Source organism: Thioclava sp. L04-15 (assembly GCF_002020275.1).
In the GTDB taxonomy this organism is placed as follows: domain Bacteria; phylum Pseudomonadota; class Alphaproteobacteria; order Rhodobacterales; family Rhodobacteraceae; genus Thioclava; species Thioclava marina.
In genome coordinates this window covers 108,807-128,569 of record NZ_MPZW01000006.1, presented here as the reverse complement: position 1 = coordinate 128,569, position 19,763 = coordinate 108,807, and the positions used below count along the sequence as shown (strand labels likewise).

19 protein-coding genes are annotated in these 19,763 nt (G+C 64.7%); 16 read left to right on the top strand and 3 right to left on the bottom strand.

What is annotated here, in order from left to right; genetic code table 11:
- Positions 1–35: 35 nt before the first annotated feature.
- Genes BMI90_RS13865 through BMI90_RS13855 form a run of 3 tightly spaced genes read right to left on the bottom strand, consistent with a single transcriptional unit; the run spans position 36 to position 3,125 of the window.
- A complete protein-coding gene (locus BMI90_RS13865; RefSeq protein WP_078530081.1) occupies positions 36–1,271 on the bottom strand; it encodes an urea ABC transporter substrate-binding protein in 1,236 nt (411 codons plus the stop codon).
- Between the two features lie 40 nt (positions 1,272–1,311).
- A complete protein-coding gene (locus BMI90_RS13860; protein ID WP_078530080.1) occupies positions 1,312–1,968 on the bottom strand; it encodes an ANTAR domain-containing protein in 657 nt (218 codons plus the stop codon).
- Positions 1,965–3,125, bottom strand: coding sequence for a transporter substrate-binding domain-containing protein (locus BMI90_RS13855; RefSeq protein WP_078530079.1), 1,161 nt, complete (start codon positions 3,123–3,125; stop codon positions 1,965–1,967). Before BMI90_RS13855 ends, BMI90_RS13860 begins: the two co-directional genes overlap by 4 nt.
- Positions 3,126–3,774: 649 nt before the next feature.
- Here BMI90_RS13855 and BMI90_RS13850 point away from each other — a divergent pair.
- The 16 genes from BMI90_RS13850 (at position 3,775) to BMI90_RS13775 (ending at position 19,754) form a co-directional block, all read left to right on the top strand.
- Positions 3,775–4,503, top strand: a complete 729-nt coding sequence (locus tag BMI90_RS13850; RefSeq protein ID WP_146671295.1) for a YoaK family protein — start codon at positions 3,775–3,777, stop codon at positions 4,501–4,503.
- Positions 4,504–4,643: 140 nt separating this feature from the next.
- Positions 4,644–6,689, top strand: a complete 2,046-nt coding sequence (locus BMI90_RS13845) for a DEAD/DEAH box helicase (protein WP_078530077.1) — start codon at positions 4,644–4,646, stop codon at positions 6,687–6,689.
- Positions 6,690–6,900: 211 nt separating this feature from the next.
- Entirely contained in the window at positions 6,901–8,061 is a 1,161-nt protein-coding gene (locus BMI90_RS13840) for an acyl-CoA dehydrogenase family protein (RefSeq protein ID WP_078530076.1), read from the top strand.
- Positions 8,061–8,528, top strand: a complete 468-nt coding sequence (locus BMI90_RS13835; RefSeq protein ID WP_078530075.1) for a lysozyme inhibitor LprI family protein — start codon at positions 8,061–8,063, stop codon at positions 8,526–8,528. The genes BMI90_RS13840 and BMI90_RS13835 overlap by 1 nt, the downstream gene beginning before the upstream one ends.
- A complete protein-coding gene (locus tag BMI90_RS13830) occupies positions 8,525–10,129 on the top strand; it encodes a carboxyl transferase domain-containing protein (protein ID WP_078530074.1) in 1,605 nt (534 codons plus the stop codon). The genes BMI90_RS13835 and BMI90_RS13830 overlap by 4 nt, the downstream gene beginning before the upstream one ends.
- A gap of 133 nt (positions 10,130–10,262) precedes the next feature.
- On the top strand, positions 10,263–12,179 hold the full coding sequence (locus tag BMI90_RS13825) for an acetyl/propionyl/methylcrotonyl-CoA carboxylase subunit alpha (RefSeq protein ID WP_078530073.1): 1,917 nt from the start codon (positions 10,263–10,265) through the stop codon (positions 12,177–12,179).
- Entirely contained in the window at positions 12,176–12,829 is a 654-nt protein-coding gene (locus BMI90_RS13820) for a glutathione S-transferase family protein (RefSeq protein WP_168172790.1), read from the top strand. Before BMI90_RS13825 ends, BMI90_RS13820 begins: the two co-directional genes overlap by 4 nt.
- Positions 12,822–13,682 (top strand): hydroxymethylglutaryl-CoA lyase, encoded by an 861-nt coding sequence (locus BMI90_RS13815; protein ID WP_078530072.1) that lies wholly within the window; start codon positions 12,822–12,824, stop codon positions 13,680–13,682. Before BMI90_RS13820 ends, BMI90_RS13815 begins: the two co-directional genes overlap by 8 nt.
- Positions 13,683–13,694: 12 nt before the next feature.
- The gene (locus BMI90_RS13810) at positions 13,695–14,477 is read left to right on the top strand and encodes a crotonase/enoyl-CoA hydratase family protein (protein WP_078530071.1); all 783 of its coding nucleotides are present in this window, start codon (positions 13,695–13,697) and stop codon (positions 14,475–14,477) included.
- A 271-nt stretch (positions 14,478–14,748) separates the two neighbouring features.
- Positions 14,749–15,114 (top strand): NADH-quinone oxidoreductase subunit A, encoded by a 366-nt coding sequence (locus BMI90_RS13805; RefSeq protein WP_078530070.1) that lies wholly within the window; start codon positions 14,749–14,751, stop codon positions 15,112–15,114.
- Positions 15,105–15,638 carry an NADH-quinone oxidoreductase subunit B gene (locus BMI90_RS13800; protein WP_210401956.1) on the top strand — a complete coding sequence of 178 codons (534 nt, stop codon included), beginning with the start codon at positions 15,105–15,107 and terminating at the stop codon, positions 15,636–15,638. The genes BMI90_RS13805 and BMI90_RS13800 overlap by 10 nt, the downstream gene beginning before the upstream one ends.
- A gap of 12 nt (positions 15,639–15,650) precedes the next feature.
- Complete coding sequence (locus tag BMI90_RS13795) at positions 15,651–16,259, top strand: NADH-quinone oxidoreductase subunit C (RefSeq protein ID WP_078530069.1); 609 nt, start codon at positions 15,651–15,653, stop codon at positions 16,257–16,259.
- Positions 16,256–17,500: an NADH-quinone oxidoreductase subunit D gene (locus BMI90_RS13790; protein ID WP_078530068.1), complete on the top strand. Its 1,245-nt coding sequence runs from the start codon at positions 16,256–16,258 to the stop codon at positions 17,498–17,500. Before BMI90_RS13795 ends, BMI90_RS13790 begins: the two co-directional genes overlap by 4 nt.
- Positions 17,500–18,663, top strand: a complete 1,164-nt coding sequence (locus BMI90_RS13785) for an NADH-quinone oxidoreductase subunit E (protein WP_078530067.1) — start codon at positions 17,500–17,502, stop codon at positions 18,661–18,663. Before BMI90_RS13790 ends, BMI90_RS13785 begins: the two co-directional genes overlap by 1 nt.
- 43 nt (positions 18,664–18,706) lie before the next feature.
- Entirely contained in the window at positions 18,707–19,528 is an 822-nt protein-coding gene (locus tag BMI90_RS18785) for a hypothetical protein (RefSeq protein WP_078530066.1), read from the top strand.
- Between the two features lie 10 nt (positions 19,529–19,538).
- Positions 19,539–19,754, top strand: coding sequence for a DUF5337 family protein (locus BMI90_RS13775; protein ID WP_038078954.1), 216 nt, complete (start codon positions 19,539–19,541; stop codon positions 19,752–19,754).
- The last annotated feature ends 9 nt before the right edge of the window (positions 19,755–19,763 follow it).

Genomic DNA, 19,763 nt, shown 5'->3' with positions numbered 1-19,763 from the left:
CGGAGCCCCGAGGCCCCGCATCCGCAGGCGTCGGATCAGTTCGACGGCAGGTGCGACGGGGTATATTGGTCGCTCGGGTCGCTCTTGGTCAGGTCGCAACCGACATCGCCCAGCCAGTAGGGCTTGATGTCATCCCAGGTTTTCGGGAATTCGATCGAGTGATCGGCGTTGACATGAGCGAGATAGATCGTGTGCGAGGTGTGCTGGCTCTTCGGGTCGATGCACATCTTACCTTCGGGCGCGTCGTAGCACAGGTTGCCATCGGCGAGCGTGGCGCGCACATCGGCCAGTGCGGTCGAACCACCCGCTTTCTCGACCATCTCCTTGTAGAGATAGACTGCAGCGTAGGAGTTCTCGGCTTCCTGGTTGATATAGGGCTCGTCGGGGAACATCGCGTGGAACTTCTCTACGAAGGCCTTGCTTTCCGGCGTGTCGATCTCCTCGACATAGTTCACCGTCGCATACATGTCCTTCAGGCTCGGGGGCGTGAAGCGCTTGTGCTCGTAGCCCTGACCGACATTGACCGAGGAAGCCATCGGCAGATCGAGGTTCGCCGACCCGGCCTGCTCGTAATAGGACGACTGCGCGGTGCCCACGAGGAGGGTCACGACGAAATCAGGCTTGGCGCCCTGGATGTTCTGGATCGTCTGCGAGAATTGCGACACGCCGAGCGGGATGAACTCCTCGCCCACCATGGTGCCACCGTTTTCCTTGACGATGTTGCGCACCCATTCGGCCGAGATCTGGCCGAAGTTGTAGTCGGCGGCGATCGTGTAGACGTTCTTGCCGTATTTCTCCATCATATAGGGGATCAGCGTCGAGAACTGCTGCTCGGGCACTGCGCCGGTGACGATCATGTTCGCGTCGCAGACGCCGCCTTCATACTGGTTGTTGTAGAAGGCCAGCCCGTCGAACTGATTCACGATCGGGCGGTAGGCTTCGCGCGAGGCCGAGGAGAAGCCCGCGAAGACCACGTCCACCTTGTCGCGCTGCAGCACGCGGCGCATGAATTCCTGATAGCGGGTATTGTCCGACTGCGTGTCGTAGATCACCAGCTCGATCGGACGACCGGCGATGCCGCCCGCGTCGTTGATCTCCTTGGTGGCCAGCTGGATGCCGTGGACCTTGCCGATGGTCGCGAGCGCAAAGTCTCCCGACTGGTCTTCAAGCACGCCGATCTTGATCGGGTCCGCTGCCTGAGCCGCCATCGGCCCGGCAAAAGACAATAGGGTAGCGAGCACCGAAGCGGTGCTGATCAGTTTCCTGGTCATTTTCAACTCCTTGTTGAGGTTTTCCGGGTGCCCTTTTCGGCTAGTGCGCCTGACACCTCTTCTTCGTTTCACCGCGATCGAGATCGCTGTCCGGGTTTGCCAGCATCAGGGACTCGCAATGGTCCTCGACGCTGACGCGCGCGCGCATGCTGTCCTTTCGCAGAAGGTCGTATGCGGCATCTTCGTTAAGTCCGCGCTGGCGCATCAGCGCCGCGACGGCCTTGATCACGTAAATCCTCTTGCGGCGGCGTTCGCCCATATCGTCGAGGCTCACTCTCAGCCCGTCGACATGCTCGAACGCATTCACGCCCAGATAGAGGGCGGAGTAGACGGCCCCGCTATGGATCGGTTTTTGCAGGAAGGACGCAGCCCCGAGTTGGAGCATCGCCTTGAGCCGGCTCGGCGCTTCCGTGCCGACCAGTCCGACCGTCGGGCAGGGCGCGTGCAGGCTCGACACGTTGTAGCTGCCGGGCCATGCGAGCGGCAAATTCAGATCGCCGTCGATGATCACCAAGTCGGTGTCCGGTGCCAGATTGTCCGGCAATTCGAAGTCCTGACGCAGTGGGACGGGCCGGGCGTCCGGCTCCAGTCCAAGCCGGCGCAGCGTCGCCTCTAGAATGCCCAGTGACTGGCCTTCCGTCGTGAAGATCACCGCCCTGCGACCTCTGAAGTTTTGCGCGATACGGGGTGCCTTCATGAAACCACCCTCACATACTTGCGTCGCTGTGCGGGCTCGAAGGCCGTCGTGGATGTCACGAGGTAAGGATCCGCCGCGATCGGCTCGGGGGCCTCGATCAGGATGTCGAACTCGAAATCGTTGCGCGACAACCCGATGCGAGGGGTGAGCGAGGCGTGATAAGTGTCGGGGTCGATCGTGACCCGTCCCTGCGGCGCATCGAAAACCTGTCCCGCAGCCGCCTTGAGAACCGGCCCCACCTCCGCCGTGCCAGCATCCGAGACGGATTTGGCAAGCATATGAATGGCGATGTAGGCGGCCTCCGCTTCGGCCGAGGCGACAGGCCCCTCGGGGAAGGCCTTGCCATAGGCCTCGACGAAGCGCTTGTTGCGCTCGCCTGCGAGGGACGAGAAATAGACGCTGGAGCTTATCTGCCCGTCGGACCCGACGGGGCCGATCGCGCGGAGTTCGGGCTCCGACAGGTTGCAGCTCGCGATCGGGAAGCGTGTGGTCTGCTTGATCCCGCGCGCTTCGCAGGTCTCCCGGAAGGCCCGGAAGAACGCGTAGGAAGACTCGCCAATCAGCGCGTTGAACACGAAGTCGGGCTCGGTCTCGAGGATTTCCTCGATGATGGCGCCCATTTCGGTCTCGCCAACGGGCAGGTAACGCTCGGCCAGCACTTCGCCGCGACGCCTTTGCAGCTCCTCGCGCATCACCCGGTTGCTTTCCCAGCCCCAGATGTAATTCGAGCCGATGCAATAGGCGCGGCGGCCGAAACGGGCGCACAGAAAGTCGATCAAAGGCGACATGTGATGGTTCGGTGCCGCGCCGGTATAGATGACGTTGGTTGAGCTCTCGAAACCTTCGTAATGCGTCGGATACCACAGGAGCGCGTCATGCTTCTCGAAGAGCGGGATCACGTCCTTGCGGCTCGACGAGGTGTAGCATCCGCAGACATGGCGAATGCCCTGATCGAACATGCTCTGAACGGCGGGTGCGTATTTGTGCAGCTCGCTCGCGGGGTCGATGTGGACGGGGCGGAAGGTGACCGCAGCCGTCGGGTCCGCGTTGATCTCGTCACAGGCAAGCTGCGCACCGTTGAGCTGCGTATGCGCTACCCGGCCATAAGAACCGGTGGTCGAGAAAAGCAGGCCGATCGGTAGTTCGATACGTGTCATCTGGCTTCTTCCAACGGCAAGAAACCCCAGAAGCAGAATCTGCTTTTGGGGCGGTAATGCCGACATATCTTGAGATTTCAACGCGCCGTAGCGAGCACATTTGCTCTGCGCTTAAGTGAACGCTAGGTAAGGATCACGAAGCTGTCAATAGGCGCGCATCATCGCTTCTCTTCTTCAATTCTTCAGTTGGAATTTGCTTGCTATTGAAGCCCGCTGCGAAACCCGTTGCTTGAAAATTGAGCGCAACTCGGACGCAAAGGGCGGATTCGGGTGCCGCCCGGATCTCTTTGCAGGTGCTGGGGCTGATCCAGAGAGAGTGGGACTGTCGCGCGCGAGAGGCATCTGCCGGGGCGCGGGCATCTTTGTTCGTGAGTCGCTGAAAGGGGAGGCCTCGACGCATGTTCGGATGCGCCAGCTCCGATCGAGCGGCGCCATGTCATCAGAAGGATCGCAAGGGCCCCTCGGGCGTGCGCGTCGTGCCATCGCCGTACTGCGCCCCACTATGCGCGGTCGCGACGCCTCCCGATGGGCGCAGGCCACGACGCGCAAAACGCTCGCGAGAGATTACGCGAATATGCTGTACTGCCCTAGATGCTTGATTTTCCGGCGGTGCCTTCGCTAGATCAGGCGAGATGAGGAGGCAGGCCCGGTGCTGATACAGGTTGGACAGGCGCGCACGATCGCGGTCGATCTCCGGCTGGCGATCTGGTTGTCGCTGGTTGCCGGTGCCGTCAATGCCGCCGGGTTCCGCGCCTTGGGCTATTTCTCGGCCAATATGACGGGCAATGTCTCGACGGCCTCGGATATGCTCGCGCTTGGACGGTTCGCGGGCGCATTCTGGCTTTTGATGTTGCTGGCGGCCTTCGTGTTCGGAGCCTTTGTCTCCGGGCTGCTGATCGCCGCCGGCGAACGGCGCAATCTGCGCGGGATCTATGCTTTCTCCATCCTGTTGGAGGCGGGGCTTCTGGTGGGGCTTGCGCTGTTGGACCTGACCTGGTCGGCGCAGGCGGGCGGGCAATTGATGATGGTGGGGCTGAGCATGCTGATGGGGCTGCAGAACGCCGCGACCACGAAGATCTCGGACGCGAAGGTGCGCACCAGCCATGTCTCGGGGATCGCGACCGATCTCGGCCTGGAGCTGGCGGAACTCTCGCGCGGGCGGGCGGCGCTCGATCCGGCGCGGCGCGACGTGCTGCTCGCAAGGCTGGTTCTCCATCTCGCGACGTTGTTTGCGTTCTTCGGCGGCGGGATTTCGGGGGTTTGGGGCTACGAGCAGATCGGGCCGATGGTCTTCGTGATCATCGCGGCGCTGCTGATGCTGATCGCGCTGCCCGAATTGCGCAAGGCCTATCGCTCCGGCGAGAACGGGCGCGGATAACGCAATGCACCGCCGATTATGGGCCGCTTGCAAAGAATAAAGTATACATTCGCAAAAAGACCCGCTATGGACGCGCTTTCCGTCGCGCCCTGCGACCCTGCGCGGCACGGCTCGCCGCACTCGACTGGACTTCTCCTCATATGATCTCTCCCCTTTCCGAAGCGCTCGCCGAGCGCGGTTACGACACACTCACCCCGGTGCAGGAGGCGGTGATCGCCCCCGAGCTTGCAGGGTCGGACCTGCTGGTCTCGGCGCAGACGGGGTCGGGCAAGACGGTGGGGTTCGGGCTTGCGATCGCGCCGACGCTGCTGGGCGAGGCGGAGAAATTCGGCCCGCCCGCGGTCCCGCTGGCGCTGGTCGTGGCGCCGACGCGCGAACTGGCCTTCCAGGTCATGCGCGAACTGAGCTGGCTTTACGCCAAGACCGGCGCGGTCGTGGCCTCCTGCGTGGGCGGCATGGATATCCGGCAGGAACGGCGCGCGCTTGATCGCGGCGCCCATGTCGTGGTCGGCACGCCCGGTCGTTTGCGCGACCATATCGAGCGCGGCTCGCTCGATCTGGGCGATGTGCGTGCGGTGGTGCTCGACGAGGCCGACGAGATGCTCGATCTCGGCTTCCGCGAGGATCTGGAATTCATTCTCGGTGCGGCGCCGGAAGAGCGCCGGACGCTGCTGTTCTCGGCCACCGTCTCGCCGATGATCGCGCGGCTGGCCGAGCAGTTCCAGCGGGACGCACAGCGGATCAACACGATCGGCGCGGCCGAGCAGCATGCCGACATCTCCTATCAGGCACTGCGCGTCGCGGCCTCCGACAGCGAGCACGCGATCTTCAACCTGCTGCGCTATCACGCTGACGAAAGCGCGATCGTCTTCGCCAATACCCGTGCAGCGGTGACGCATCTCACGACGCGGCTCGGCAATCGCGGCCTCGCGACGGTGAGCCTTTCGGGTGAACTGAGCCAGGCCGAACGCAGCCATGCGCTGCAAGCGATGCGCGACGGGCGGGCGCGGGTTTGCGTGGCGACCGATGTGGCCGCGCGCGGGATCGACCTGCCCAAGCTCAGCCTCGTGATCCATGCCGATCTGCCGACCAATACCGAGACGCTCCTGCACCGTTCGGGCCGCACGGGCCGGGCCGGGCGCAAGGGGATCTCGGCGCTCATCGTGCCGCCGAAGATGGTCAAGCGCGCCGAGCGCTTGCTGAAATGGGCGAAGATCGATGCGGAATGGGGGGTCGCGCCCTCGGCTGACGAGATCCTGCGCCGCGACGAGGAGCGGCTGATGTCCGATCCGTCCTGGGAGACGCCGCTGACCGAGGAAGAGGCCGCTTTCGCCGCGCGCCTGCTCGCGCAGCGCAGCCCCGAGGTGGTCGCGGCGGCTTTCCTGCGCCTGCACCAGTCGCGCCATGCCGCCCCCGAGGATCTTCTGCCGCCGGAGACGAAACTCGCCCGCGAAGAGCGTGATTTCGGGCCTAGCCGCTGGTTCGCGCTTTCGGTCGGGCGCGATGACCGGGCCGAGCCGCGCTGGCTGTTGCCGGTTTTGCGTCGCGCGGCCGATCTCGAGCGCAACGCGATCGGCGCGATCCGCATCCAGCAGAGCGAGACCTTCGTGGAAATCGCGGAGTCGAGCGCCGAGCAGTTCCTGGGCGCACTCGACTCCGAGGGAGCGCTGACCGAGGAGATCTCGGTGCGTCCGCTTGACGGTCCGCCGAATTTCCAACGTGGCCGCTCCCCGCGCCCCGAAGGCGGCAAGCCGCGCTTCGAGGGCAAGAAGCCGCGCCCGGACCGTCCCGCGCGCAAGTTCGACGACGCCCCCAAGCCCGAGCGCAAACCCCAGCCCGCGCCGGAGCGTCCGAAAGCCTGGGAGCCGAGGGAAGAGGGGGGCAAGCCCTCGAAATTCGCCAAGGCGGCTCCGAAGGCAGAGGGCAAGCGCAAGGCAAAATGGGCCCCCGAGACCGAGGCGCTCGACCTGCCCGAGTTCGATGGCGAACCCGCGCGCAAGCCCGCGCCCTCGGGCAAGGGGGCGAAATACGCGCCGCGCAAGCCGGCGGGCGGAAAAGGTGGAAAGCCGTTCAAGAAGGGCAAGCCCGGCGCTGCCGGGGACGGAAAACCCTTCAAGGGCGGTGCAAAACCCTCGCGCAAGCCGCGCGCCAGCGGCAATGACGCGCCGCGCCGACCGAAGCGCTGACCTCTCTAAACAGCTGACGAAAACGCCCTCCTTGCCGGGGGCGTTTTTCTTTTTTGCCAAGCTGGCGCGCAAGGAAGCCCTCTCGCCCGCCCACTCGACGCGCCTCATCGTCACCCGCGCCCAGAGCCGCTTTCGATCTCTGGGCACTTGACGCGACTCACTTTGCCCGAGTAAATGAACGAGCGTTCAATAAACCGGGGGAGGAGATCCGATGTTCGCAGGCTCGATGGAGTTCGATCTGGGCGAGGATATCGCCGCACTTCGTGACATGGTGCGCCGCTGGGCGGCGGAACGGGTGGCGCCGATCGCGGCGAAGACCGATCTGGACAATGAATTCCCCAATGAGCTCTGGACCGAGATGGGGGAGCTTGGTCTGCTCGGGATCACTGTCTCCGAGGAATATGGCGGGGCAGGGATGGGCTATCTCGCCCATGTGGTCGCAACCGAAGAGATCGCGCGGGCTTCGGCCTCGATCGCGCTCAGCTACGGCGCGCATTCGAACCTCTGTGTGAACCAGATCAAGCTGAACGGGTCGGAAGAGCAGAAGAAGAAATACCTCCCCGGGCTGATCGCCGGGACGAGCGTCGGCGCGCTGGCCATGTCGGAATCGGGGGCCGGTTCGGACGTGGTGGGCATGAAGCTCAACGCCGAGAAGCGCAACGGCTACTATGTGCTCAACGGTCATAAATACTGGATCACCAACGGGCCGGATGCCGATACGCTCGTGGTCTATGCGAAGACCGACCCGGAGGCCGGGAGCAAAGGCATCACCGCCTTCATCGTGGAAAAAGACTTCAAGGGCTTCTCCACCTCCAAGCATTTCGACAAGCTCGGCATGCGCGGCTCGAACACGGCGCAGCTCTTCTTCGAGGATTGCGAAGTGCCCTTCGAAAACGTGCTGGGTGCGGAAGGCAAGGGCGTGCGCGTTCTGATGTCGGGTCTCGATTATGAGCGCGTCGTGCTCTCGGGCATCGGCACCGGTATCATGATGGCCTGTCTGGACGAGGTCGTGCCCTATTCCAAGGAGCGCCAGCAATTCGGCCAGCCGATCGGGAATTTCCAGCTCATGCAGGCCAAGATCGCCGATATGTATGTCGCGATGAACACCGCGCGCGCCTATACCTACGAGGTTGCCAAGGCCTGCGATCGCGGCGCGGTGACGCGTCAGGACGCGGCGGCGACGGTGCTCTATGCGTCCGAGCAGGCGATGGTGCAGGCGCATCAGGCGGTTCAGGCGCTGGGCGGGGCCGGGTTCCTCAACGATTCCAACGTCTCGCGCCTGTTCCGTGACGCCAAGCTGATGGAGATCGGCGCGGGCACCTCGGAAATTCGTCGGATGTTGATCGGCCGCGAGATCATGGGGGGCGCGTGATGCGCCCTCTGGCGATCCCTCTCGCATTGGCGCTGATGGCCGCCCCGGCCTTCGCGCAGGAGCCGCAGGTCGATCCGGCCACGGTCCGCGCCTGTTTTGACGATGCAAGGGGCACCACACCGGATTGCATCGGTGAGGCCGCCGCAGCCTGCCAGGCACAGCCGGGCGGGGAGACGACGCTGGGCATCTCGGCCTGCCTTCAGGGCGAGGCGCAGGCTTGGGACGATCTGCTGAACGCGCAATACAAGGGCGTGCGAGCGCGGCTGATCGAACAGGGCGGCACCGAGCTGGCGGACCAGCTGCTTGATGCGCAGCGCACCTGGATCGCCTTCCGCGATGCCGATTGCGGGCTGGTCTATTCGATCTGGGCCGAGGGCTCGATCCGCACCGTGATGGCGTCGGATTGTTATCTTCACAAGACCGCGCAGCGTGCTTTGGAGCTGCGCGATATGGGGAGCATGGAATGAAACTGTCCTCTCAGGTTCTCACCTCCTCGGAGGGGTTTGCGAAAAACCGCACCGCGCATCTCGACGCGCTCGCCACGGTGCGCGCGGCGGCCGAGGCCGCGGCGGCAGGTGGCGGCCCGGCTTCGCTCGAACGGCACCTGTCGCGTGGCAAGATGGCCCCTCGCGAGCGGGTGGCGGGGCTCCTGGACCCCGGTTCCCCCTTCCTCGAAGTGGGCGCGACGGCGGCACATGAGATGTATGGCAATGCCGCCCCTTGCGCGGGCGTGATCGCCGGGATCGGCCGCGTGATGGGGCAAGAGGTCATGGTGGTCGCGAACGACGCCACCGTGAAGGGCGGCACCTATTACCCGCTGACGGTGAAGAAGCACCTGCGCGCTCAGGAGATCGCCGAGGAAAACCATCTGCCCTGCATCTATCTCGTCGACTCGGGCGGCGCGAACCTGCCCAATCAGGACGAGGTCTTCCCCGATCGCGACCATTTCGGGCGCATCTTCTTCAATCAGGCGCGGATGTCGGCCAAGGGCATCGCCCAGATCGCCGTGGTGATGGGCTCGTGCACGGCTGGCGGCGCCTATGTGCCCGCGATGTCGGATGTGACGATCATCGTGAAGGAACAGGGCACGATCTTCCTCGCCGGTCCCCCGCTGGTGAAAGCCGCGACGGGCGAGGTGGTCAGCGCCGAGGACTTAGGCGGCGGCGACGTGCATACGCGGCTCTCGGGCGTGGCCGATTACCTCGCCGAGGATGACGCCCATGCGCTGGCGCTTGCGCGCCGCGCTGTCGGCTCGCTGAACCGTGCCAAGCCCTCGACCGTGCAATGGCAGGCCGAGGAAGAGCCCGCCTACGACCCCGAGGAAATCCTCGGCGTGGTGCCGGCAGACCTGCGCACGCCCTACGATATCCGCGAGGTGATCGCCCGTATCGTGGACGGCTCGCGCTTCGACGAGTTCAAGCCGCGCTTCGGCGAGACCATCGTGACCGGTTTTGCCCATGTCAAAGGCTGCCCGGTGGGGATCGTCGCCAATAACGGCGTGCTCTTCTCGGAAGCCGCGCAGAAGGCCGCGCATTTCATCGAACTGTGCTCGCAACGCTCGGTGCCGCTCGTTTTCCTGCAAAACATCACCGGCTTCATGGTCGGCCGTAAGTACGAAAACGAGGGCATCGCGCGCCACGGCGCCAAGATGGTCACCGCCGTCGCCACGACCTCGGTTCCGAAGATCACGATGCTGGTCGGCGGCTCCTTCGGGGCGGGAAATTACGGCATGGCGGGCCGCGCCTATTCGCCGCGCTTCCTCTGGACGTGGCCCAATTCGCGCATCTCTGTGATGGGCGGCGAACAGGCCGCGGGCGTGCTTGCCACCGTCAAACGCGACGGGATCGAGCGCAAGGGCGGCCAATGGTCCGCCGAGGAAGAGGCCGAATTCAAGCGCCCCACCATCGAGATGTTCGAGCGCCAATCGCACCCGCTCTACGCCTCGGCGCGGCTCTGGGATGACGGCATCATTGACCCGCGCAAATCGCGTGAGGTGCTGGCGCTCTCGCTTTCCGCCGCGCTCAACGCGCCGATCGAACCGACCCGCTTCGGCGTGTTCCGGATGTAAGTTTTTCGCCTCCGGCGGAGGTATTTCGAGCAAGATGAAAACCGCATTTCATCTTGCCCGAAAAATACCTCGGGGGGCTCGCAGCGCGAGCGGGGGCAGCGCCCCCTCCGACGCTCTCAAGAGGGAGACCGACATGTTTTCCAAGATCCTGATTGCCAATCGCGGGGAAATCGCCTGCCGCGTGATGGAGACCGCGCGCAAGCTTGGCGTCGCGAGCGTGGCCGTCTATTCCGAGGCCGACGCGCAGGCGCGCCATGTCGCGATGGCCGATGAAGCCGTGGCGATCGGTGGTCCGGCGCCGAAGGACAGCTACCTGCGCGGTGATGTTATCATCGCGGCGGCGAAGCAGACCGGTGCGCAGGCGATCCATCCGGGCTACGGGTTCCTCTCCGAGAACCCCGATTTCGTCGAGGCCGTCGAGGCGGCGGGGCTCACCTTCATCGGCCCTTCGGCCAAGGCGATCCGCGCGATGGGGCTCAAGGATGCGGCCAAGGCGCTGATGGAAAAGGCAGGCGTGCCCGTCGTGCCGGGCTACCACGGCGAGAACCAGGACCCCGAGCATCTTTCCGGCGCGGCAGACACGATCGGCTACCCGGTCCTGATCAAGGCCGTCGCGGGCGGCGGCGGCAAGGGGATGCGGCTCGTCGAGAAACCTGCGGAGTTTGCCGATGCGCTGGCCTCGGCGCAGGGAGAGGCGCAGACCGCTTTCGGCAACCCCGCCGTTCTGATCGAGAAATACATCGGCTCGCCGCGCCATATCGAGGTTCAGGTCTTCGGCGATGGGGAAAAGGCCGTGCATCTGTTCGAGCGTGACTGCTCGCTTCAGCGTCGCCATCAGAAGGTGATCGAGGAGGCCCCGGCGCCGGGCATGACGCCCGAGATGCGCGAAGCGATGGGGCAGGCGGCGACGCGTGCGGCCGAGGCCATCGGTTACAAGGGCGCGGGCACGATCGAATTCATCGTGGACGGCTCGGAGGGGCTGAGGCCCGACCGGTTCTGGTTCATGGAGATGAACACCCGCCTTCAGGTCGAGCATCCCGTGACCGAGGCGATCACCGGGGTCGACCTGGTCGAGTGGCAGCTGCGGGTAGCCTCGGGCGAGCCGCTGCCCTGCGCCCAAGGTGATCTGACGATCACCGGACATGCGTTCGAGGCCCGGCTTTATGCCGAGGACGTGCCGGCTGGCTTCCTGCCCGCGACGGGGACGCTCTCGCATCTGCGCTTTGCCGAGGACTGCCGCGCCGATACCGGGGTGCGAACCGGTGACACGATCAGCCCGTGGTATGACCCGATGATCGCGAAGGTGATCACGCATGGTCCGACCCGCGCCACCGCGCTTGGGCAGCTCGCCCGCGCGCTGGAGGAAACCGAAGTGGCGGGGACGGTGACGAACCTCGCCTTCCTCGCACGGCTCGCGCGGCACGAGGGCTTTGGCAAAGGTGTGGTCGATACCGGGCTGATCGGACGCGAGATCGAGACCCTTTCGGCCCCGGTTGCCACGCCTGCCGCCGCCAAGGCGCTGGGGGTGATCGCGGCGGCCGGGCTTTGGGAGGGGGAGGCGAGCGGCTTCAACCTTTGGGGCGCACCGCGCCGGGCTGTCCCGTTCGAGGAAGAGGCCGCGATCCGCGTGCAGGGCCCGGGCCATGTCACGGTCGAGCTGGGCGAGGCGTCGCATGACTGCGTGCTCGCCGAGGATGGCTGGCGCGTCGATGGCGCGAAGACCGGCGCGCGGATGGCGCGCGAAGCGGATGCGGTGACGATCTTCCTGCATGGCGCGCATCGTTTCGAGATCCCCGATCCTCTGGCGCGCGGCAGCGATGCCGAGGCCTCGGACCTGACGCTCGCCCCGATGCCGGGGCTGGTGAAAGCGGTCTTCGTCGAGGCGGGGCAGCAGGTTTCCGCGGGCGACCGGCTCGCGATTATGGAGGCGATGAAGATGGAGCACACGATGCTCGCCGCGCGCGATGGTGTGGTGGCCGAGGTGCTCGTCACCGCAGGCGCGCAGGTCGAGGCGGGCGCGGCGCTGATCCGGCTGGAGGAAGAGGAATGATCCGGCTGCACCACGTTCCCGGTTCGCGCTCGATGCGAGTGTTGTGGCTGCTCGAGGAGCTGGGGCTGGAGTATGAGCTGAAAACCTGGTCGCTGACCGATGGCTCGCTGCGCAGCCCCGAGTTCCGCTCGATGTCCCCGGCGGGCCGCATTCCGGCGCTGGAGATCGACGGGCGCTCGATCTTCGAGAGCGGCGCGATCGTCGAATATCTTGCCGAGCGCCATCCCGAGGCGGGGCTGGCGCCGCCCTTGGGGGAGGCCTCGCGGGCTGACTATCTTGAATGGGTGCATTTCGCTGAGACGCAGGCCAACATCCTGCAAAACCTCAACTTTCATCACATCTTCCTACGCCCTGTCGAGGCCCGTTCGGTTGCGATGACCAAGCTCGACACGAAGCGGCTCGAGGTCACGATGAAGGCGCTCGAGGCGCATCTGGAGGGGCGTGACTGGCTGCTCGGAGCGTTCTCGGCGGCCGATTGCATGCTGGGTTTCAACCTCGATGCAATGTTCCGTTTCGTGCGGGCCGAGGGCTTCCCGGCTATCGCGGCCTATCGCGCCCGGGTCGAGGCGCGCCCTGCCTATGCGCGGGCGGTCGCGGCGGGTGGCGCGAGCATGTATGCGCAGGAGTTCTACGAGGTTTCCGATGCCTGAGTTGGTCGAGATCTTCGAGATGGCCCCGCGCGACGGGCTGCAGAACGAAAAGCGCGAGATCGCGCTGGCCGACAAGATCGCGCTGGTCGATTGCCTGAGCCGCGCCGGGTTCCGCCGGATCGAGGTGGGCTCTTTCGTCAGCCCGAAATGGGTGCCGCAGATGGCGGATTCGGCCGCCGTGTTCGCGGGGATCGCGCGCAAGCCGGGGATTTCCTATGCGGCGCTGACGCCCAACATGAAGGGCTACGAGGCAGCGATTGCGGCGGGCGCCGATGAGGTGGCGATCTTCGCCTCGGCCTCGGAAGGGTTTTCGCGCGCAAACCTCAATTGTTCGATTGCGGAAAGCCTGGAGCGGTTCACGCCGATCATGGAGGCCGCGAAGGCTGATAATGTGAAAGTGCGGGGCTATGTCTCGGTCGTGACCGACTGCCCGTTTGACGGGGCGACGCCGCCCGAGAACGTCGCGAAGGTGGTGGCGAGCCTGCGGGATATGGGGTGCTATGAGATCAGCCTTGGCGACACGATCGGGCAGGGCACGCCGGAAAGCGTGACGGCGATGTTGCGTGCGGTGCTGGAGGAAGCACCGGCGGAGCAGCTTGCCGGACATTACCATGACACGAGCGGTCGCGCGCTCGACAATATCGAGGCATCGCTTGAACTGGGCCTGCGGGTCTTCGATGCGGCGGTGGGCGGTCTGGGCGGCTGTCCCTATGCGCCGGGGGCTGCAGGCAATGTCGCGACCGAGGCCGTGAATGCGCGGCTCGTCGCGCTGGGATATGAGACGGGGCTGGATGGGGCGGTGCTGGAAGAAGCAGCGGCGCTGACACGGAAAATGAAAGGGCCCCAGAAATGAAGGAGCAACGCGATGTTTGAGACGATCAGAATCAGCACGGACGAGCGCGGCATTTCGCGGCTCACGCTCGCGCGGGCGGAAAAACATAACGCGTTGTCCGAACAGATGATGGAGGAACTGACCACGGCCATCGCGCAGCTCGGCGCAGATGAGGCGGTGCGCGTCGTGATCCTTCAGGCCGAAGGGCCCAGCTTCTGCGCGGGCGGCGATCTGAAATGGATGCAGGCGCAAATCGCGGCTGGCGCGAAGGAACGCGCGGCAGCGGCGCGCAAGCTCGCCACCATGCTTCAGGCGCTCAACACCTGCCCGAAGCCCGTGATCGGCGCGGTGCAGGGAAATGCGTTTGGTGGCGGGATCGGCATGATGTCGGTCTGCGACGTGGCGATCGGCGTCGAGGGCGCGAAATTCGGCCTGACCGAGACCAGGCTCGGCCTGACCCCGGCGACGATCTCTCCTTATGTGGTCGCGCGGATGGGCGAGGCGCGGGCGCGTCGCGTCTTCATGTCCTCGCGGCTCTTCGAGGCCGCCGAGGCACGTGATCTGGGGTTGTTGGCCAAGGTCGTCTTGCCCGAGATGCTGGAGCGGGCCGTGATGGCCGAAGCCGAACCCTACCTTGCCTGCGCGCCCGGCGCGGTAGGCGAGGCGAAGGCGCTGGTCCGCGCTCTGGGACCGAAAATCGACGAGAGCACGATCGACATGACGATCGAGGCTTTGGTCACCCGTTGGGACTCTGCCGAGTCGGCTGAGGGAATCAGCGCCTTCTTCGAAAAACGCGCTCCTGCGTGGAAACGCTGATTCGGCGCAATTTCCGAAAAATCAAAACCGCGTTAACGTTGTGATAATTTCGCGACGGCAGCATTTCGCCCCGGCCCAAGCGCCACAGGAGAAAGCGCGATCGGGCCTGCGGCCCATTTTCGCATGCATCGGTATACAAAATCGCTTTCCTCCCCTGCGGAAAGCGATTTTCCGACCCTCGCTCGGTTGACCCGCAGGGGGCGCGGGGCTATTGCTCGCCTAGCCGGAACCTGCGCGACATCTCGTCGCGATGTTAGGGAGCCAAAAGCCCATGCATGACATGCTGCGCGAATACCTTCCCATCCTCATCTTCCTCGCCATGGCGGTCGTATTGGGGCTTGTGCTCCTGGCGGCAGCTGCGGTGCTTGCGGTGCGCAACCCCGATCCCGAGAAAGTCTCGGCCTATGAATGCGGGTTCAACGCCTTCGACGATGCACGGATGAAATTCGATGTTCGTTTCTACCTCGTCTCGATCCTGTTCATCATCTTCGACCTCGAAGTGGCCTTCCTCTTCCCCTGGGCGGTCGCCTTCGGGCAGATGTCGATGGTGGGTTTCTGGTCGATGATGGTCTTCCTCGCGGTTTTGACCGTAGGATTTGCATATGAGTGGAAGAAGGGGGCGCTGGAATGGGCGTGATGACCGGGGCAAATACCGCCGGAGCGGACCGCGAAGTCGCGACTCAGGCACTGAACAAGGAGTTGCAGGACAAGGGCTTCCTGCTCACCACGACCGAGGACATCATCAACTGGGCCCGTAACGGCTCGTTGCACTGGATGACCTTCGGCCTCGCCTGCTGCGCCGTCGAGATGATGCAATGCTCGATGCCGCGCTATGACCTCGAGCGTTTCGGCACCGCGCCGCGCGCCTCGCCCCGCCAGTCCGACGTGATGATCGTTGCGGGCACGCTGACCAACAAGATGGCCCCCGCGCTGCGCAAGGTCTACGACCAGATGCCCGAGCCGCGTTACGTGATCTCGATGGGGTCGTGCGCGAATGGCGGCGGCTATTACCACTATTCCTATTCGGTGGTGCGCGGCTGTGACCGCGTCGTGCCGGTCGATATCTACGTTCCGGGCTGCCCGCCCACGGCGGAGGCGCTGCTCTACGGCATCCTTCAGCTGCAACGCAAAATCCGCCGTACCGGCACGCTGGTGCGCTGAGGAGAGCGAGAGATGGACGATACTGCCCTTCAGGAACTGGCTGCGCATATCGAGCTGAAACGCCCCGATGACGTGGTCTCGACCGAGATCGCCTTTGGCGAGCTGACGGTGACGATCACTGCGCAATCGGCGGCGAGCTTCGTGGAATTCCTGCGCGACGATTCAAGCTGCCTGTTCTCGAACCTCGTCGACATCACCGCCGTCGACTGGCCCGAGCGCCCGCAGCGCTTCGATGTCGTCTGGCACTTCCTGTCGATGTATCGCAACCAGCGTATCCGCGTGAAGGCGGCGATCCGCGAGGAGGACATGGTCCCCTCGATCACCGACATTCACCCCAGCGCGAACTGGTTCGAGCGCGAGATCTTCGACATGTTCGGCATCCTGTTCTCGGGGCATCCGGACCTGCGCCGCCTGCTGACCGATTACGGCTTCCGCGGGCACCCGCTGCGCAAGGACTTCCCGACGACCGGTTATGTCGAAGTGCGCTACGACGAAGTGCTCAAGCGCGTCGTCTACGAGCCGGTGAAGCTCACGCAGGAATACCGGCAGTTCGATTTCCTCTCCCCCTGGGAGGGCGCGAAATACATCCTTCCGGGTGACGAGAAGGGAGAGGCGAAATGATGGACGGCGATATCCGCAACAATGTCTATGATGACGGCTCGCGCGATCAGCTGACCGACGAGCAGCGTATCCGCAACTTCAACATCAACTTCGGTCCCCAGCACCCGGCCGCCCACGGCGTGCTGCGCATGGTTCTGGAACTTGACGGCGAGGTGGTGGAACGCGCAGATCCGCATATCGGCTTGCTGCACCGTGGCACCGAAAAGCTGATGGAGAGCCGCACCTACCTGCAGAACCTGCCTTATTTCGACCGCCTCGATTACGTGGCGCCGATGAACCAGGAACATGCGTGGTGTCTCGCGATCGAGCGTCTGACCGGCACGGTCGTGCCGCGTCGCGGGCAACTGATCCGCGTGCTCTACTCGGAAATCGGGCGCATCCTGAACCACCTGCTGAACGTCACGACGCAGGCGATGGACGTGGGGGCGCTGACCCCGCCGCTCTGGGGCTTCGAGGCCCGCGAAGAGCTGATGGTGTTCTACGAGCGCGCCTGCGGTGCGCGCCTGCACTCGGCCTATTTCCGTCCCGGCGGCGTGCATCAGGACCTGCCGCCGAAGCTCTTGGACGATATCGAGGAGTTCTGCGGCCGCTTCCCGAAACTGCTCGACGATATCGAAGGTCTGCTGACCGAGAACCGGATCTTCAAGCAGCGTAACGTCGATATCTGCATCATCTCGGAAGAAGAGATCCAGCAATGGGGCTATTCGGGTGTGATGGTGCGTGGCTCGGGCCTCGCTTGGGACCTGCGCCGCGCGCAGCCCTACGAGTGCTATGACGAGTTCGACTTCCAGATCCCGATCGGCAAGAACGGCGATTGCTACGATCGCTACCTCTGCCGCATGGCCGAGATGCGCGAGTCGACCAAGATCGTCCTGCAATGCATCGAAAAGCTGCGGATGCCGGAAAATCAGGGCGACGTGCTCGCGCGCGGCAAGCTGACCCCGCCGAAGCGCTCGGACATGAAGACCTCGATGGAGAGCCTGATCCACCACTTCAAGCTCTATACCGAGGGTTTCCACGTCCCGGCGGGCGAGGTCTATGCCGCCGTCGAGGCGCCCAAGGGCGAATTCGGTGTCTATCTGGTCGCCGACGGCACCAACAAGCCCTACCGCGCGAAGATCCGCGCCCCGGGCTATCTGCACCTGCAATCCATGGACCATGTCGCCAAGGGCCACATGCTCGCCGACGTGTCCGCAATCATCGGCACGATGGATATCGTGTTCGGGGAGGTTGACCGCTAATGCTTCGTCGTCTGCATCCGGAACAACCCGCGAGCTTCGAATTCACGCCCGCGAACCTGGAATGGGCCAAGGCCCAGATGACCAAGTTCCCGGTCGGCCGTCAGGCCTCGGCGATCATCCCGCTGCTGTTCCGCGCACAGGAGCAGGAAGGCTGGCTGAGCCGCCCGGCGATCGAATATGTCGCCGAAATGCTCGACATGCCCTATATGCGGGCGCTCGAAGTGGCGACCTTCTACTTCATGTTCCAGCTGAGCCCGGTGGGCTCGGTCGCGCATCTGCAGATCTGCGGCACGACCTCGTGCATGATCTGCGGCGCGGAAGACCTGATGAAGGTCTGCAAGGAAAAGATCGCACCCGAGCCGTTCCAGCTTTCGGCCGATGGCAAGTTCTCGTGGGAAGAGGTCGAATGCCTCGGCGCCTGCGCGAACGCGCCGATGATGCAGGTCGGAAAGGACTATTACGAGGACCTGACCGAGGAGAGCCTCGCGAAGATCATCGACGACATGGCCAAGGGCGACGTGCCGAAACCCGGCTCGCAAACCGGTCGCTTTTCGTCGGAGCCCGCCTCCGGCCTGACCTCCTGCGCAGAAACCGCGGGCGAGAAGGAAGACTATAACGGGTCTGTCGGCCTCGCGGTCGGCATCGGCGACACGATCAAGCGCATCGACGGCACCGAAGTGCCGCTGGCCGCCCCGTGGCAAAGCTCGGGCCAGCGCGGCCCGATTGGCACGATGGGGCAGGAGCGTCCGCGTTCGGCCGTCCAGCAGGACGAGGCCCGCAAGGCCGCGAAAGCCGCAGCCCCGGCAGCTCCCGCGAAGGCACCGGAACCGGCGCCCGCCGCCAAGACCGGCGCGAGCGAGCCTGTCGAGGCCGGCGAGAAGCCCGCGATGCTCGAGGCGCCGCGCGACGGTCAGGCTGACGACCTCAAGATGATCAAGGGTGTCGGGCCGAAGCTCGAACAGCTCCTGCATTCGATGGGCGTCTACCATTTCGACCAGATCGCCGCCTGGAGCGAGGCCGAGCTGGCCTGGGTCGATGCCAATCTCGAAGGGTTCAAGGGCCGTGCCAGCCGCGACGAATGGGTCGCGCAGGCGCAAAACCTCGCGACCGGGGCGGAGACCGAGTTCTCGGCCCGCGCCAAGAAAGACGGTATTTACGAGTAAGCGAAGGGTGCCCCCCATCGCATGGGGGTGAAGGGGAGCTAGGATGGACGATCAGTCGCAAGGTTGCCGCGGAAAAGCAGGTATCTGGGCCGGGATCACGGGGCTCGTGGTTGCGGTGTTCCTCATGGTGGTGGCGCATGAGACGATCTTCGTCGCCGTTTTCATGGGGCTGCTGACCGTCCTTCTGTTCGGCGGGTTCCTGATCTGGGCCTTCTGCTCGGGCCGTGGTGCGCCGGGCGCGGCCGATGGCACGGGCGACACGCCCTCGCTCGAAGACACGACCCCGGTCGAGGCGTTCAGCGCGCAATCGCCCGAAGGGGCTGCGGCGCATGCTCAGGCGGCTGCCGCTATCCCGACGCCTGCGCCCGCACCTGCTCCCGAAGTGACGGCGACCGAGGTCGAGCCTCCCAAGGCCGAAGAGCCGACGCCTGAAGCGCCCGAGCCCGAAGAGACCAAAAGCGCCGAAGAGACGAAAAGCGCGGAACCGGAGGCCACTCCGGAAGCCTCGCCGCTGGCCGCGATGTCGGCGCAGGTCGATGCCGAGACCCAAGCGGGTCAGCCCGCCGCAGCCGAAGGCGCGGGTAAGAAGCCGCGCGGGCTGAAAGCGCCGCGCAAGGCGGGCGCGGATGACCTGAAGAAGATCGAAGGCGTCGGGCCGAAACTGGAAGAGACGCTGAACGGCTGGGGTATCTGGCATTTCGACCAGATCGCGAAATGGGGTCCCGAAGAGGTGGCCTATGCCGACCAGAACGTGCCGCGTTTCAAGGGCCGCTGCACGCGCGACAAATGGGTCGCGCAGGCGAAAATCATCGTCGAAGAGGGCATGGACGCCTTCCTCGAACGGGCGAAGACGAACGACTACTGAGCGGGGGTGAATGAGCAAGGACCGGAACACGGACAGGCTGGACGGGCGCAAACCGGCGCTGATCATTGCCTTGACCACGGTCCTCTGGCTCGCCCTGCAATGGGTCGGAAAGCAACAGGGCTGGTCCGCGCAGGTGGCGCTGATCGGCGATCTCGCGGCACTGGCCGCCTATATCTACGCGCTGGCACTTGTCTGGCGCATCTGGCGCCGGGGCTCCGGCAAGTGAGGGAAGCGA